Genomic DNA, 14,442 nt, shown 5'->3' with positions numbered 1-14,442 from the left:
AATTCGAGTATGTCTTTTCAATTTACAAAATTAGGACTTGCGCTGCTACTCACAGGTTCTCTGGCGGGTTGTTCTGCTGTGGTAAAAACACCATATAACGCCCCTACCTCCCAAGTCCCACAACAGTTCCAGTACGATACACAAAAAAACAAAAATGTGAACCTGACTGATCAATGGTGGACATTATTTAATGATGCTCAGCTTAATCAACTAGTTGATCAGGTACTGGCAAAAAATAGTGATCTCACCGTAGCTGGAATGACCCTGAAACAGGCCCGTTTACAGGCAGGTCTGGCTGAAAACAGACAAGGCATTCGTACCAGTTCCAGTGTGTCAACAGGCCATAACTATGACCTACGCTCTGGAGATGGAAGTGACCGTGGTTTATCAGCAAGTGTTGGTGTCAGTTATGAACTGGACTTATTCGGCAAACTCGCCAACCAGACCGAAGCCAGTCGCTGGGAAGCCTTAGCCAGTGAACAGGATTTACAGGCCACGGCACAAAGTCTGGTCGGTACAACTGCAAAACTGTATTGGCAACTGGGCTATCTGAATGAACGCTATCAAACTGTGCAGCAAAATTTGGCGGCAACACAGAAAGTCTATGCGCTGGTACAGTCACAATATAAGGCTGGTGCCGTTTCAGGTCTGGACTTGACTCAGGCAGAGCAATCGGTACAAAGCCAGAAAGCCAGCCTCAGCCAAATCGAGCAGCAACGCGTGGAAACGCGCACTGCCCTTGCCGTTTTACTGCATGAGCCAGTGCAACAGTTGAATATTCAGGAACCCTCACAATTACCACGCAATGCCTTGCCAAATATTGCGGTGAGTTTGCCTGCGGAAATCTTGTCCCGCCGTCCAGATTTACAGGCTTCTGAACTGCGCTTACGCAAGACCCTTGCCAATAAGGATGCGACTCAGGCCAGCTATTATCCCTCTATTAATTTGACAGGTAATCTGGGTACTTCCAGCACCTCTTTAACCCAACTGTTAAAGAATCCTGCCTTGACCTTGGGAGCAAGCCTAAGCCTGCCTTTCCTGCAATATAACGATATGAAAAAGGATATTGCGATCAGCGAGCTTGAGTATGAAAAAGCCATTACCCAATATCGCCAAACCTTGTATCAGGCTTTTGCCGATGTTGAAAATGCTTTATCGAATCGGATTCAGTTAGACCAGCAAGTACAGTTGCAACAACGCAATGTTGAACTGGCTGATAAGACCGAACGTCTTACCGAAGTGCGTTACCGTAACGGTGCGATTGCCTTAAAAAATCTGCTGGACGCGCAGGAAACCACACGCAATGCACGACTCAGTCTGGTTGAAACCAAGCAGAGTCAATACAATGCTTATGTGACCCTGATGCAGGCGTTGGGTGGCAGTCCTGTAAAAGAATTGCCTGCACCATAAGTGGCTAAGACCCTGTTTTAGGTATTACGGATTCAGTGTCAGCAGTTTCTTTAATAAGTTGAGTATGTTTGACCTTATCCTGATCATCAAACACAACCTCATAGGATAATTGCTGACCACTGAAATACACTTCAGTTGGTGAACCAATCACTTCCCACAGTCCTAAAGTGGCAACATCTGCGGCACTATGCCAAAAAGTACGACTAACCTTTGCCCACTTTGGATAGCCTTGCTGGAACGTATAGATTTCTTTACGCTCACCCTCTTTAGTCTCAGAAATAACGGGAGCACCCAATTCGGCCACGACACCACTGCGAGGTTTGCCAACGTCAAGAACCGCCAGATTCTTTTGACTCGGCTGTTTACTTGCCATCACGGCGGCACAGCCTTGCAGTGAAAATAAAATAGTGATTCCCCAAACAACTAAAACTTTCTTCATGTTTTATTTACAACCCCAGAAAATGAATAAAAACCCATATGTTTTAATAACTACATATATCCAGACATGATGATCTTGGCAGGATATAAAAACCCGACCTAAATATCACAAAACCCATTGAAAGACCAACAAATATTTTTATTATTTAACTGAAGTTCAAACCCTGAAAAAATAAGGCTACTGGAAAACAGTAGCCTTATTTTAAATCCTTGAGATAACTTATCACTCACTCTCAAACAAATCAGGACTCATTGCCACAGTGTTAAAGCCCGCATCCACATAAAGGATTTCACCTGTAATGCCTGCCGCCCACGGCGAGCATAGGAACAATGCAGCATTGCCCACTTCCTCAATGGTGACATTACGTTTTAACGGCGCAATCTTGGCATTGGCATCCAGCATTTTACGGAATGACTTAATACCTGAAGCCGCCAGCGTACGGATTGGGCCAGCAGAAATTGCATTCACGCGGATCCCCTCGGCACCCAAACTCGAAGCCAGATAGCGCACACCCGCTTCCAGTGAGGCTTTCGCCATACCCATTACATTATAATTTGGTAAAACACGCTCTGAACCCTGATAAGTTAGGGTCAATAAACAGCCTTGACGGGCAAGTAACAGCGGCTTGGCAGCACGTGCCATGGCTACGAAACTGTAGGCACTGATGTCATGGGCAATTTTAAAACCGTCACGGCTGGTCACATCGGTAAAGTCACCATCTAGGGTTTCAGCAGGCGCAAAACCAATGGAGTGAACCACACCATCAAGACCATCCCAGTGTTTTGCCAACTCAACAAAGGCATTGTCAATTTCGGCATCAACCGCAACATCACAAGGAAAAACCAGATTTGAACCAAACTGTGCCGCAAACTCATCAACACGTTTTTTCAGTTTTTCATTTGGATAGGTAAACGCCAGTTCAGCCCCCTCACGGTGCAAGGCAGCCGCGATGCCATAAGCAATGGAGAGTTTGCTTGCAATCCCTGCAATTAAAAAACGTTTACCAGCTAAAAGTCCTTGTGACATCTTATTCTCACTCGAAAAATTTTCACCACATGATGCCAATATTCCAGCGATTTCGGAATTGCATAATCCATCTTTTTTACATTGTTGCATAAAAAAATCGCCGTCAACTGACGGCGATTTTTAGGTTTAACCATGTTTGGGCTTAATCATCACCTTGAATCAGGCTTAACAAACGCATAAATGAATAGTACATCCACACAAGCGTCGCCAGTAAGGCGATGCCACAGACCCATTCAAACGCTTTAGGCGCACGCTGTGCCGCGGCACTCTCGATTAGGTCAAAATCAAGAATCAGATTCAGTGAGGCAATCACCGCAACAAAGGCAGCAAAACCAATGCCCAACCAGTTGCTTTCAAAAATATAAGGAATGCTTGAACCAAATGCCAAACGTAGAATGATCTGCACCACAAAAACCAGCGCAATCGCAATTGTCGCTGAAATCACAATTGCCTTGAATTTTTCGGTGGCACGGATGATCTGGAATTTATACAGCCCAAATAACACCAGTGTGGTCACAAAAGTAGCCAGCAATGCCTGTAAAGGGACACCTGGGAATTTCAACTGGAAAATAAAGGAGATGCCACCCAAGAAAGCTCCCTCAAACAAGGCATAAGGAATCGCCAAGGCGGGTGCAGTATTGGATTTAAATGTAGTGATCAAGGCCAGGATAAAACTGCCCACAGCCCCGACAATCGCAGCCGCATAGGCAATGGACAGGTTTGCAGTGATGGCACAATAGAAAAACAATGCGATACCTAAAACGGCGGCAATCACGGTTAAAAGAATTGACTTCTGAATTGCCCCCTGAATGCTCATTGGCTCAGCCAAATCACTGTAGGTTTCCACCCGAGTTAAAATAGGATTATTACTTTGCATGTACACTCTCTTTTTATAGTTAGCAATAAAAAACCGAGTTTAAGCGATTTTTTGATCAGGCCCAAATATTTTATTCACATAAAAAAAGGGGCTTATGCCCCTTAATTTATTTATTCATAATAAAAAAGTATTCACGGTAATATTTCAGCTCAGCAATCGAATCACGAATGTCATCCATTGCCAAGTGCGAGGCATTTTTCTTGAGACCGCTCATGATTTCAGGTCTCCAGCGCTTCGCCAGTTCCTTGACTGAAGATACGTCCAGATTGCGGTAATGAAAAAATTGTTCCAGTTCAGGCATTAAACGATGCAGGAAACGGCGATCCTGACAAATCGAGTTCCCACACATTGGTGAAGATTTTGGATTGACCCATTTTTTCAGGAATTCAAGTGTTTGCTGTTCTACATCCTGAGCGGTGAGTTTACTGCGGCGCACCCGTTCAATCAGTCCCGACTGTCCATGCTGCTTGGTATTCCATTCATCCATTGCGTTCAGGATCAGGTCAGATTGATGTACCGCTAAAACAGGTCCCTCAGCTAAAATGTTTAAATAGTCATCGGTAATAATTGTTGCGATTTCAATGATCTTGTCGTTATCGGTATCAAGGCCTGTCATTTCCAGGTCAATCCAGATTAATCGTGTATCAGGGGTACTGCTCATGGATGCTGATTCTAAAGTGCTTAAAAACATCAATAGTAGCAAATTAATTACATCTTGGCTGTAATTCCATAGCGGCTTCATGCTATTTTTGCGGTCTTCAACATGTGGATTTTCTGGGATATGAATGGCTTTAATTCGTAAGCGTCGTTTAACCGAGCAACAGCAGCGCCGTATTGAAAAACAGCATAAATCGCGTCAGGATGATATTGACACGTCGCAGGATTTAGATGGGCTGGTTGTTCAGCATTATGGCCGTCAACTCGAAGTACAAGCCCTGTCCGTACCTGAACAGCACCCTGAAAAACCGCAGGTGGCAGAGGGCGAACCTGAACCATTCTGGAAACCGATTGAACTGGACAGTATTTGGCGCTGTCATACCCGTACCAACCTAGAGTTGCTGGTGACAGGTGATCGGGTCAAATGGCAGGCCGACCCCAATACAGGTTTGGGGATTATCACCGCGATTTATCCAAGAAAGTCGTTATTGACCCGTCCAGACCGCTACCACAAGGTAAAACCTGTTGCCGCCAATATCAGCCTGATTGTGATTGTGTTCGCGCCACTGCCAGAACCTGCACCAACACTGATTGACCGTTATCTGGTCGCCTGTGCCGATGCCAACATTCCCGCCTTGCTGGTATTGAACAAATCAGACTTGCTCACTGAAAATGACCCAATCCTGACCATGCTCAGTGAATATGAAGCCCTAGGCTATGAAACCCTGATCTGTCATGCAAAAGGTGACTTATCCACACTTTCCGCACGAATAGACAATGAAACCGTTGCGTTCGTTGGGCAGTCTGGGGTGGGTAAAAGCTCACTGATTAATACCATTGTTCCAGATGCGGCACAGAAGACCAATGTCATTTCCGAAAACTCGGCACTGGGACAACACACCACCACCTCAACCCGTTTGATTAAATTTGGAACAAACGGCGCACTGATTGACTCTCCAGGAATCCGTGAATTTGGGCTGTGGCATTTGAGTCTGGAAAAGGTACGAACAGGTTTTCCTGAGATTGAAACCCATTTGGGCCATTGTCAGTTCCGTAACTGCACCCATAGCCATGAGAAAAATTGTGCCTTAAAACAGGCAGTTGATGCAGGCGAGATTTTACCAAGACGTTTGGACAGCTATCTACGCCTAATGGATGAAATTCAGGAAGCCCAGCAAAAAAGTTAGTTTTCTTGGTTTTTTGCCCTTGAACTAACATTTTTGATCACCATAGAGATAAGTTATACTCAGGGTCAATTTTGATTTTAACTTTAGGTGACTTGTGGAACGCTGGTTAGAGTTTATGGGGAACCACCCCTTTTTGTTTGGTACGCTCGGCGTGCTCATCGTGCTGTTCTTCATTTTAGAGGGTCAGCGCAATGGTCGTAAAATTTCACCACAATCACTCGGTATTTTGGTCAAGGCAAAAAATGCCATGCTGATTGATCTACGGGATGGTAAGGATTTCCGTGATGGCCACATCAGTGGCAGCCGCAACATTCCATACAGCCAAATCACAAGTCATGTTGATGAATTAAAAGCAAGTGACCGTCCATTGGTGTTTATTTGCAACCTGGGGCAAGTTGCAGGCTCCGCATTGCAGAAAGTCGGCCATGCCGACAGCTACCGTCTAGATGGTGGTGTCAGCAATTGGAAAGCCCAGGGCTTACCCTTAGTTAAAAGCAAAACCAAAGCTTAAGGAGAAATAAAATGACCGATACAAACGTCACCATTTATTCAACGCTTTCTTGCCCATATTGTGTGAGGGCAAAACAGCTCCTTGAGCGTAAGGGTGTTGCCTATAAGGAAATTAACCTTTCCAATGAGGCGCCTGAAGTTCGTATTGAGTTAATGCAACGTACCAATCACCGTACCGTGCCTCAAATTTTTATCAAAGACCAGTTTATCGGTGGTTTTGACCAACTTTATGCCTTAGAGCGTGAAGGGAAACTCGACCAATTATTAGCTTAACAACACTCCACGATTTAAGGAAAAACAATGAGCGAAGAACAAGTTCAACCACAACTCGCGTTAGAACGTATTTACACTAAAGATATTTCTTTTGAAGTTCCAGGGGCACAGGTATTTACCAAGCAGTGGCAGCCTGAACTCAACATCAATTTATCTTCTGCGGCAGAAAAGATTGATCCAAACCATTATGAAGTTTCTTTAAAAGTTGTGGTTCAGGCCACCAATGAAGGTGAGACCGCATTCATTGTTGATGTGACCCAGTCAGGGATTTTCCTGGTTGATGGCGTGGAGGAAGATCGTCTTCCGTACATTCTGGGTGCTTACTGCCCGAATATCCTGTTCCCGTTCTTGCGTGAAGCAGTGAATGATCTAGTGACCAAGGGTAGCTTCCCACAATTGTTGCTTACCCCAATTAACTTTGATGCTGAATTTGAAGCCAATATGCAGCGTCTACAAGCTGAAGGTGATGCCCAAGGTCAGGCATAACACTTTAAGCGCGCTAAAAACCACAGTACCTGCTGTGGTTTTTTATTTTATAATGAGAACGATATGGATAAGATAAAATGAGAACAAATAATGTCCACAGTACTATATACCCTTTGCCAGCAGGTATTTCCTGAGCTTACCATAAGCCCTGTCCCTCATGAGCTACATGATTTTCATCAATTTATTGACTGGGTTAATAGCCAATACTCAAACATCCAATATGTCGAATTAGAACAATATTATGACAATGGCACAGATGAATGCCACCAACTACAACAGGCCAAGGTGGATATTGAACAGTTGAACAACCGTATTGAGGAGGAAATAGAACAACTTTTTGCTGAAGATGATAATTCAGACTCAGATGCTCAAGATGAGCCTGATGTTACAGAACATATCTATGCCATCCTCTTTGACAACATCTATGCGGTTGCAGAACAACATGGGCTAGCCCTGTTATTAATTTCGAATGAGAACCCTTACTGGATGCTGGTGCCAGATCAGGCTGAACAAATTAATCGCCTGATCGAGGCATTTAACCAGACTTTTACTGACGTTGAGCTTTATCACTATGTTTAAGGATACTGATGAGGCTACTCAACAATCGTTCTAAACGTCAGGTTGATACGGGCAGTCGACACTTTCTTGGTGGGTGGCAAACGGTGCAGCCAGTGGCTTTGTGTGGTGTCTTTCATCACCAGTAGACTGCCATGTTCCAGATACAGCTCCACCTTTTCCTTGCTTTGTTTATGTTTAAAGGCAAATTTCCGTTCCGCACCAAAGCTGAGTGATGCAATCGCGCCATTTTTCTTTAAGTCGGTTTCATCATCACTGTGCCAGGCCATTCCCTCCTCACCTGTATGGTAAAGATTCAGTAGACATGAATTAAAGCGCTCACCTGTCAACTGCTCCACCCGTTGCCTTAACTCAAGCAGTTCAACCGTCCAAGGCAAGGCGTATCTGTTGACATTTGAGTAGGTATATTCATACCCCTGATCGCCATACCATGCCACTTTTCTTTTGGTGGTAATCTGCCGACCAAAGATAATAGCCTGATCATTTTCCCAAGCAATGTTTTGCATCAACTTTTCAAAATAATCATCAGCGTCCAGCTCCTGCATGACTTTGCCATAATACTGCACCGTTCCATCATAGGGTAAATGGTTATACTTTGGGTCAGCCTCAATATCAAACAGTTGCATGTGTCTGTGCTCCCTCCCAGCCAATCATCGCTGTTTTCCTTAAGGTTCCCCATTCATAGCCACCCAAGATGCCAGTGGACTGAATCACCCGATGACATGGGATCAGGAAAGCCACAGGATTACTGCCAATCGCTGTGCCCACCGCACGGGCTGCCTTCGCATGGTCTATATTTTGGGCAATCTGCCCATAGGTGGAAAGCTGTCCCATCGGAATCCGAAGCAGGCTTTGCCAGACTTTCAGTTGAAAATCGGTTCCTTTTAGATGCAACTTAATTTCAGGCAATTGCGCCCAATCTTTCTGGAAGAAAGCCAGTGCATTAGTCTGAAATTCATCTATCTGCTCAACAAACTGAGCCTTAGGAAACTGTGATTTCAATTGTTGCAATGCTTCCACCTGATCTTCCACAAAGCTTAATGCGCAGATGCCTTTGTAAGTTGAGGCAACCAGCACCTCACCAAACAAGGTTTCAGCAAAGGAATAATGAATCGCTAAATGTTGTCCACCCTGTTTATATTCGGCTGGGGTCATCCCCTCAATCTGGATAAACAGGTCATGCAAACGACTGGTACTGGAAAGTCCTGTCTCAAAGGTCGCATCCAACACACTGCCCTGTTGCTTTAAAATACTTTTGGCATATTCAACGCTGGTATATTGTAGGAATTTTTTTGGACTGGTTCCTACCCATTCAGTGAATAAACGCTGAAAATGCGCTGGACTGAGATGAATGTGTGCAGCAACCTCATCCAGTTGTGGCTGCTGCTGAAAATTTTGCTGGATATAGGCAATCGCTTGAGCAATACGATCATAAGTACGCTGCTGTTGCATTTCTCTATCCTCTAATTACTGCTGTCTCTCCACACTAACAAGCTTCCTGCGCCAAGAAAATCCGAAAGATGCTATTCATTTATCAACATCCTCATTTATGATGGCAAATATCTAAAAATCACTTAAAACAACAAGAGCATCAATTATGCCGTTTACCCCCTTACATTTGGGTGTGGGTGCCTGCTGTAAAGCCATCGCACCACAACGTTTTAGCTTTATGATTTTCGCTGGTACACAAATCCTGATGGATTTGGAACCGCTATTTGGCATGATCTATGGTTGGCAATATTTACATATCATCACGCACAATCTATTGGGTGCAAGCTTAATTGGCTGTCTGGCTTTTGTGATCGGCAAACCCATCAGTGAATGGGGGTTACGATTCATCCTAAAATATAGGGATTGGAGAATTTCATGGCAAACAGCCGCAATCAGTGCCTTTATTGGAAGTTATAGTCATATTTTACTGGATGCTTTTATGCATCATGATGTGTATTTCTTTTATCCATGGATTTTGAAAAATCCTTTATCGAATTTAATTTCTTATTCTGCTCTTTTTTATAGCTGCATTTTTATGGCATTTATTGGCACAACCATTTACTTATATCAGCTCAAATTTAAAGATAAGAGGACGTAAACCAACGCCCTCCCAGATTTTTTATAAACGGCGACGTAATGCATCGGCAATAGACTCAACCAATTGCTGCGAGATTTCCTGTTTCGAGGCTTTTTCCAGTTCACGCTTATTCATGTGATAAGACTGGGCAAAGAACACTGTCATGGCATTTTCATCAGATGCAAAGCCAATATCGGGGCGCGACACATCATTACAGGCGATCATATCCAGCTTTTTCGCCACCAGTTTACCTGCAGCATATTCTTCAACATTCTGGGTTTCAGCGGCAAAACCGACCATAAATGGACGCTGCTGTTGCTGGGCAATGGTCGCCACAATATCAGGATTTTTCACCAAGGATACCGCAAGCTCATCCCCTGCTTTCTTGATTTTATGCTCCGCAACCTGTGCCACACGGTAGTCTGCCACCGCAGCTGTCGCAATAAAGATATCACAACCCTGTTGCAACTGGTTCATACTGACATCCAGCATTTGCATGGCTGAACTGACATTGATGCGTTGCACACCATTTGGAGTATCCAGACTTACAGGCCCTGCCACCAGAGTCACTTTTGCCCCTGCGGCATAACAGGCTGCCGCCAAGGCAAAGCCCATTTTTCCAGTGCTGTGGTTGGAAATGTAACGTACAGGGTCAATCGCCTCACGGGTTGGACCAGCGGTAATGGTGACGCGCTTACCCGCCAATAAACCAAACTTTTCTGCAATGGCACGCTGGGCTTTATGGAAATAGGCCGCCACCTGACGCGCCAAGTCTTCAGGTTCAGGCATACGCCCTAACCCAACATCACCACATGCCTGCTCACCCGCATCAGGCATAATCACATGCACACCGTCTTCAACCAGTGTTTGTAAATTGCGTTGTGTCGCTTTAGCTGCCCACATTTGCTGGTTCATGGCAGGCGCAACCCAAACTGGTGCTTTGGTGGCTAAATATAGGGTACTCAGCAAATCATCCGCCAAGCCATTGGCAAACTTGGCAATGCTGTCACAGCTTGCAGGCGCAACCAGAATCAAATCTGCCCAGCGTGCCAGTTCAATATGCCCCATGCCTGCTTCGGCTTCTGGGTCAAGCAGTTCAGTATGGACTGAATTACCTGAAAGGGCCTGAAAAGTGAGCGGGGTAATAAAAGCCTGCGCGCCCTGTGTCATCACCACACGGACATCAAAGCCATAATCTTTTAAACGACGAACCAGAATGGCACTTTTATAAGCAGCAATGCCGCCCGTAACCGCCAATATAATGTTTTTATGAGGAATAACACTAAGATCGAAGCTCACAAACAGGATACCTTGCTGTTGCAGTGGCGCTCACAATAGCATTAAATACGGTCATACCCAAGCCATGCGCTCGGAAAAACATGCACTACAATAAAATGAACGTGAATATTCATCATGAATCAATCCATAAAACAGTCCATCAAGGCATGGCCAGAACAAGAACGACCACGGGAACGCTTATTATCACAGGGAGCACACAGTTTATCCGATGCTGAATTACTCGCTATTTTTCTACGCTCAGGCTCCAAACAGCACTCGGCGGTTGAGCTTGCCCGTCTCCTGATCCAGCATTTTGGTGGACTCAACCCAATTTTTGATGCCTCACTTGAAGAACTTTCCCAGTTTAACGGCATTGCCGATACCAAATACGCACAACTGATGGCGGTAAAGGAACTGGGGCGGCGTTATCTGAATAACTACTTTCATCAGCAACGGCTTTGTCTGGATACATCTACATTGGTGCTTGACTATCTACGCTATGAACTGCAAGGTGAAAAACAGGAAGTGTTTGCCGTGCTGTGTCTGGATGCTGAGCTCAGGAAACTGCATTTTAAGAAACTCTTTTTTGGATCACAGCATAGTTGCAGTGTATCCATTAACCAGACCTTGCGTTATGTGCTTCAGCAACAGGCCTGCCAAATCGTGATTGCACATAATCATCCTTATGGCATTGCCCAGCCCTCGCACGAAGACATTTACCTCACCCAGCAACTGAAACAAGCCTGTCAGTTACTTGAAATCCAGTTGCTTGATCACTTTATTATTTCACCTGAAAATCATTTTTCCTTTTCTGAGCAACAATTACTCAAACCTGTCCGAATCAAACAATCTGATCTTGACAAAGCCTAGAGCAAACAGGAACATCAGCAGATAAAATTAATGATTCAAACAACATGATTGTCCGTGACCAGCCAAGTATTTTTAAGGTTTTATTTTCATGGCGTGGGACGATTTTACCCAAAATTTTACCCTCTCTTGGTTTTGTCATGTTGATCTCCGCCATTATTGGTGGAATTGAATATATTGATCTATATCGCTTCCCTGAAATCCCCCTCGTCGGCTTTACCCTGATTGGTGTTGTGCTTTCTATCTTCCTTGGTTTTAAAAATACCGCATGCTATGACCGCTGGTGGGAAGCACGTAAACTTTGGGGCGTTTTGATTGCCACATCACGACACTTTGACCGTGATTGTCGAATCTTAACCCAGGCACGGCGTGAACGTGTGATCCAGCATGTGATTGTATTTGCCAATGTGTTACGCGACCGTTTACGTCACCAGACCGCGAACCCAACTGAACTGACAGAAACCAGTGGTTTAAGCCAGCAGGCGCTTACCCAACTTTACCAGCAGCACAATGCGCCACAATATACCCTGAGCCTGATCCAGTGGGAGCTGTTGCAAGCCCTGAAAGATGGGGAAATCTCCGATATCATTTATACGCAGATGAATCGCCATGTCGCGGCCTTAAGTGAAATGCATACGGGTTGTGATCGGATTGCCAATACCCCAATTCCTTTTGCCTATTCGGTTTTACTGAACCGAACCGTTTATTTCTTCTGCTTTATGCTGCCTTTTAGCCTGGGCTCTTTACTAGGTTTGGTAACACCCCTCTTGGTTGGAATTTTGGCTTATACCTTTCTAGGCCTCGATGCCTTAAGTACAGAAATTGAAGAGCCTTTCGGTACACAAAGTAATGACCTGCCACTGGATGCAATGGTACGTACCATTGAAATTGAATTATTGAGTACCTTAGGCCGTCCAACACCACCACCAATTCAGGCACATGATCATAATCTGTTGTAAATTATAATTTTTTCATTTATATTGACACAAAAATAGAATGATTTGTCTATTTAAATGAAAATATTATCTAAATTTACATGATTGCCTGTAATACCCAAAACTCCAGTAAAAGAGCGGCTTTCTAAACGTTTGAAGATTATTTCCATCCTATTATATTTACTTGGAATGGGAAGTTGGGCTTGTTATTTATTTTCTCAATATTATGATTTTCTTCCCAAACAATTCCCTTATCTCATATTTTGGATGTTCTACTTATTTGGACTACATATAGAAAATTATTTTTCATATCATGTAAATATGAGAAAAGACCTCAGCTTGCGCCGTTTTATTGGCTTTAATGCCACCTTAAAAGAAGTTATTGCTATTCGTAACCCCACCACAGACTATCACTATCAAATTAAAATTCACACAAGTGACTCGATCCCTCAAGACCAACAACAGGAATGGTTGATTACACCCAATTTATATCCAATGAATTTACGTGCATTGATGGGTCACTCTATTTACGTGGAATCATTAGCCAATTCACATCTCATTTTTAATATTAAGCCTTACTTACTTGATCAAAATCAGCAAGAAATTTTCTTTACCCAACACCATTTAGAATATCCAAAAGCCAATACAAAATATAAAAAATGTCGATATAACAATATTCAAAAAGTTGAACTGGATACCTCTCAAATAGAGATACGATTGTTCATTTGGGTTAAACAACAAAATATACAGATAAAGCTGAATGAGACCCAACTTAAGCTGATGGAAATAATTTTCTTCCCCAAGCTTTTAATGTTTTCACAAAGGCAATATCTAGCGATTAAAAACCAACAGGCTCAAGGTATTATTTGGCAGTCGTAATACTATGGAAAACCATGAAACATCCACTGCACTCCCCATAACAGAATCATGAAAAATACAATTATCAAAAATATTTCTAATTTTTTTCATTAAGTTATAATCTAAAACTTTCCCAGATCCCTCTTTGCCCCTCATGGATACGTGGTGTCTGTCCTAATTTAATCCACGGCATATTGTCTCCATGAAAATCGCTGCCAATCGAAACAGCTAAACCATGCTCCTGAATCACTCGATCCACCATGTGTCGTGTAGAAAGCACTTCACTACTGGCAGGAAGCTCAACCGCATCACCACCAGACCCAGCAAATAACTGAATCAGATAACGGATATTGGTTGCAGACAAATCATAACGGGTCGGATGTGCCAATACCGCAAAGCCCTGACTGGCATGAATCACATCAATGGTCTCTTTTAAACCTACCCCATCAAATTTGACAAAAGCCTTTTTGCCCTCTTTCAGGAAACGGTCAAATGCCTGCTGTGGACGAGTGACAATATTTTTTTCAACCAGAGTCTTGGCAATATGGGTTCGTGTCACCCGATCTCCCTGACCATCCACTTTTGCCAATACATCAGGATAAATATCAAAACCGATACATTTTTCCAATAACTCACAAATCAGTCTTGCCCGTTCAGCCCGCACTTTTTTCTGGTTTTCCAGCATTGCCTTGATCGGAACTTCATCCTGCATATTCAATGCAACGATATGCACCCCATAACTCTTTTTAGTGCTGGGACGTGACCACTGACTGGAAATTTCCACACCAGAAATAATTTGAATATCATGATCTTGGGCATAATCCTGTGCGCGTGCTAACCCATCCATCGTGTCGTGGTCGGTCAGGGCTAAGGTCTGGATTTTTAAATCAACCGCAGCCTGTACCAATTGTTCAGGAGACAAGGTACCGTCTGAAATGAAACTATGCGTATGTAAATCGACACCGAACATGGTTTGTATTATGCTATCTGACCTA

The 14,442-nt window shown here is 43.8% G+C and carries 18 protein-coding genes; 10 read left to right on the top strand and 8 right to left on the bottom strand.

The window, feature by feature from the left end; translation table 11 throughout:
• The first annotated feature begins 9 nt into the window (after positions 1–9).
• Positions 10–1,410 (top strand): efflux transporter outer membrane subunit, encoded by a 1,401-nt coding sequence (locus tag QTA56_RS14200; protein WP_267981661.1) that lies wholly within the window; start codon positions 10–12, stop codon positions 1,408–1,410.
• A 4-nt stretch (positions 1,411–1,414) separates the two neighbouring features.
• On the opposite strand, the gene QTA56_RS14195 is transcribed toward QTA56_RS14200, so the two are convergent.
• From QTA56_RS14195 to orn, 4 genes are all read right to left on the bottom strand, one after another.
• Entirely contained in the window at positions 1,415–1,849 is a 435-nt protein-coding gene (locus QTA56_RS14195; protein ID WP_267981660.1) for a hypothetical protein, read from the bottom strand.
• A gap of 222 nt (positions 1,850–2,071) precedes the next feature.
• On the bottom strand, positions 2,072–2,875 hold the full coding sequence (locus QTA56_RS14190; protein ID WP_267981659.1) for an enoyl-ACP reductase FabI: 804 nt from the start codon (positions 2,873–2,875) through the stop codon (positions 2,072–2,074).
• 142 nt (positions 2,876–3,017) lie between these two features.
• Positions 3,018–3,752, bottom strand: a complete 735-nt coding sequence (locus QTA56_RS14185; protein WP_267981658.1) for a Bax inhibitor-1/YccA family protein — start codon at positions 3,750–3,752, stop codon at positions 3,018–3,020.
• 106 nt (positions 3,753–3,858) lie between these two features.
• Complete coding sequence (gene orn, locus QTA56_RS14180) at positions 3,859–4,413, bottom strand: oligoribonuclease (protein WP_267981657.1); 555 nt, start codon at positions 4,411–4,413, stop codon at positions 3,859–3,861.
• Between the two features lie 124 nt (positions 4,414–4,537).
• On the opposite strand from orn, the gene rsgA reads away from it, so the two are divergent.
• From rsgA to QTA56_RS14155, 5 genes are all read left to right on the top strand, one after another.
• Positions 4,538–5,596 carry a ribosome small subunit-dependent GTPase A gene (gene rsgA, locus QTA56_RS14175; RefSeq protein ID WP_267981656.1) on the top strand — a complete coding sequence of 353 codons (1,059 nt, stop codon included), beginning with the start codon at positions 4,538–4,540 and terminating at the stop codon, positions 5,594–5,596.
• A gap of 94 nt (positions 5,597–5,690) precedes the next feature.
• Entirely contained in the window at positions 5,691–6,107 is a 417-nt protein-coding gene (locus tag QTA56_RS14170; protein WP_267981655.1) for a rhodanese-like domain-containing protein, read from the top strand.
• Between the two features lie 11 nt (positions 6,108–6,118).
• Positions 6,119–6,379, top strand: a complete 261-nt coding sequence (gene grxC, locus QTA56_RS14165) for a glutaredoxin 3 (RefSeq protein WP_004681801.1) — start codon at positions 6,119–6,121, stop codon at positions 6,377–6,379.
• A 27-nt stretch (positions 6,380–6,406) separates the two neighbouring features.
• Positions 6,407–6,865 (top strand): protein-export chaperone SecB, encoded by a 459-nt coding sequence (gene secB, locus QTA56_RS14160; RefSeq protein ID WP_004678443.1) that lies wholly within the window; start codon positions 6,407–6,409, stop codon positions 6,863–6,865.
• A gap of 90 nt (positions 6,866–6,955) precedes the next feature.
• On the top strand, positions 6,956–7,444 hold the full coding sequence (locus tag QTA56_RS14155; protein ID WP_267981654.1) for a hypothetical protein: 489 nt from the start codon (positions 6,956–6,958) through the stop codon (positions 7,442–7,444).
• A 14-nt stretch (positions 7,445–7,458) separates the two neighbouring features.
• Here QTA56_RS14155 and QTA56_RS14150 read toward each other — a convergent pair whose 3' ends face one another.
• Together QTA56_RS14150 and QTA56_RS14145 are read right to left on the bottom strand one after the other, a co-directional pair.
• On the bottom strand, positions 7,459–8,067 hold the full coding sequence (locus tag QTA56_RS14150; protein WP_267981653.1) for an alpha-ketoglutarate-dependent dioxygenase AlkB family protein: 609 nt from the start codon (positions 8,065–8,067) through the stop codon (positions 7,459–7,461).
• Positions 8,054–8,893, bottom strand: coding sequence for a bifunctional transcriptional activator/DNA repair enzyme AdaA (locus QTA56_RS14145; protein WP_267981652.1), 840 nt, complete (start codon positions 8,891–8,893; stop codon positions 8,054–8,056). Before QTA56_RS14145 ends, QTA56_RS14150 begins: the two co-directional genes overlap by 14 nt.
• A 145-nt stretch (positions 8,894–9,038) precedes the next feature.
• Between QTA56_RS14145 and QTA56_RS14140 the strand changes: the two genes are divergently transcribed.
• Positions 9,039–9,530, top strand: coding sequence for a phospholipase C/P1 nuclease family protein (locus tag QTA56_RS14140; protein WP_267981651.1), 492 nt, complete (start codon positions 9,039–9,041; stop codon positions 9,528–9,530).
• Positions 9,531–9,551: 21 nt separating this feature from the next.
• On the opposite strand, the gene coaBC is transcribed toward QTA56_RS14140, so the two are convergent.
• Positions 9,552–10,808: a bifunctional phosphopantothenoylcysteine decarboxylase/phosphopantothenate--cysteine ligase CoaBC gene (gene coaBC / locus QTA56_RS14135; protein WP_267981650.1), complete on the bottom strand. Its 1,257-nt coding sequence runs from the start codon at positions 10,806–10,808 to the stop codon at positions 9,552–9,554.
• A 114-nt stretch (positions 10,809–10,922) separates the two neighbouring features.
• Between coaBC and radC the strand changes: the two genes are divergently transcribed.
• The 3 genes from radC (at position 10,923) to QTA56_RS14120 (ending at position 13,468) form a co-directional block, all read left to right on the top strand.
• Positions 10,923–11,657 carry a RadC family protein gene (gene radC / locus QTA56_RS14130; RefSeq protein ID WP_267981649.1) on the top strand — a complete coding sequence of 245 codons (735 nt, stop codon included), beginning with the start codon at positions 10,923–10,925 and terminating at the stop codon, positions 11,655–11,657.
• Between the two features lie 44 nt (positions 11,658–11,701).
• Complete coding sequence (locus QTA56_RS14125; protein WP_267981648.1) at positions 11,702–12,613, top strand: bestrophin family protein; 912 nt, start codon at positions 11,702–11,704, stop codon at positions 12,611–12,613.
• A gap of 315 nt (positions 12,614–12,928) precedes the next feature.
• On the top strand, positions 12,929–13,468 hold the full coding sequence (locus tag QTA56_RS14120) for a hypothetical protein (protein ID WP_267981647.1): 540 nt from the start codon (positions 12,929–12,931) through the stop codon (positions 13,466–13,468).
• 94 nt (positions 13,469–13,562) lie between these two features.
• Here QTA56_RS14120 and QTA56_RS14115 read toward each other — a convergent pair whose 3' ends face one another.
• A complete protein-coding gene (locus tag QTA56_RS14115) occupies positions 13,563–14,417 on the bottom strand; it encodes a PHP domain-containing protein (protein WP_267981646.1) in 855 nt (284 codons plus the stop codon).
• Positions 14,418–14,442 lie beyond the last annotated feature (25 nt).

It is taken from the genome of Acinetobacter thutiue (genome assembly GCF_030385805.1).
GTDB classification, from domain to species: Bacteria; Pseudomonadota; Gammaproteobacteria; order Pseudomonadales; family Moraxellaceae; genus Acinetobacter; species Acinetobacter corruptisaponis.
The sequence above is the reverse complement of the archived record's forward strand: the minus strand, read 5'-3'. Positions and strand labels throughout refer to the sequence as shown.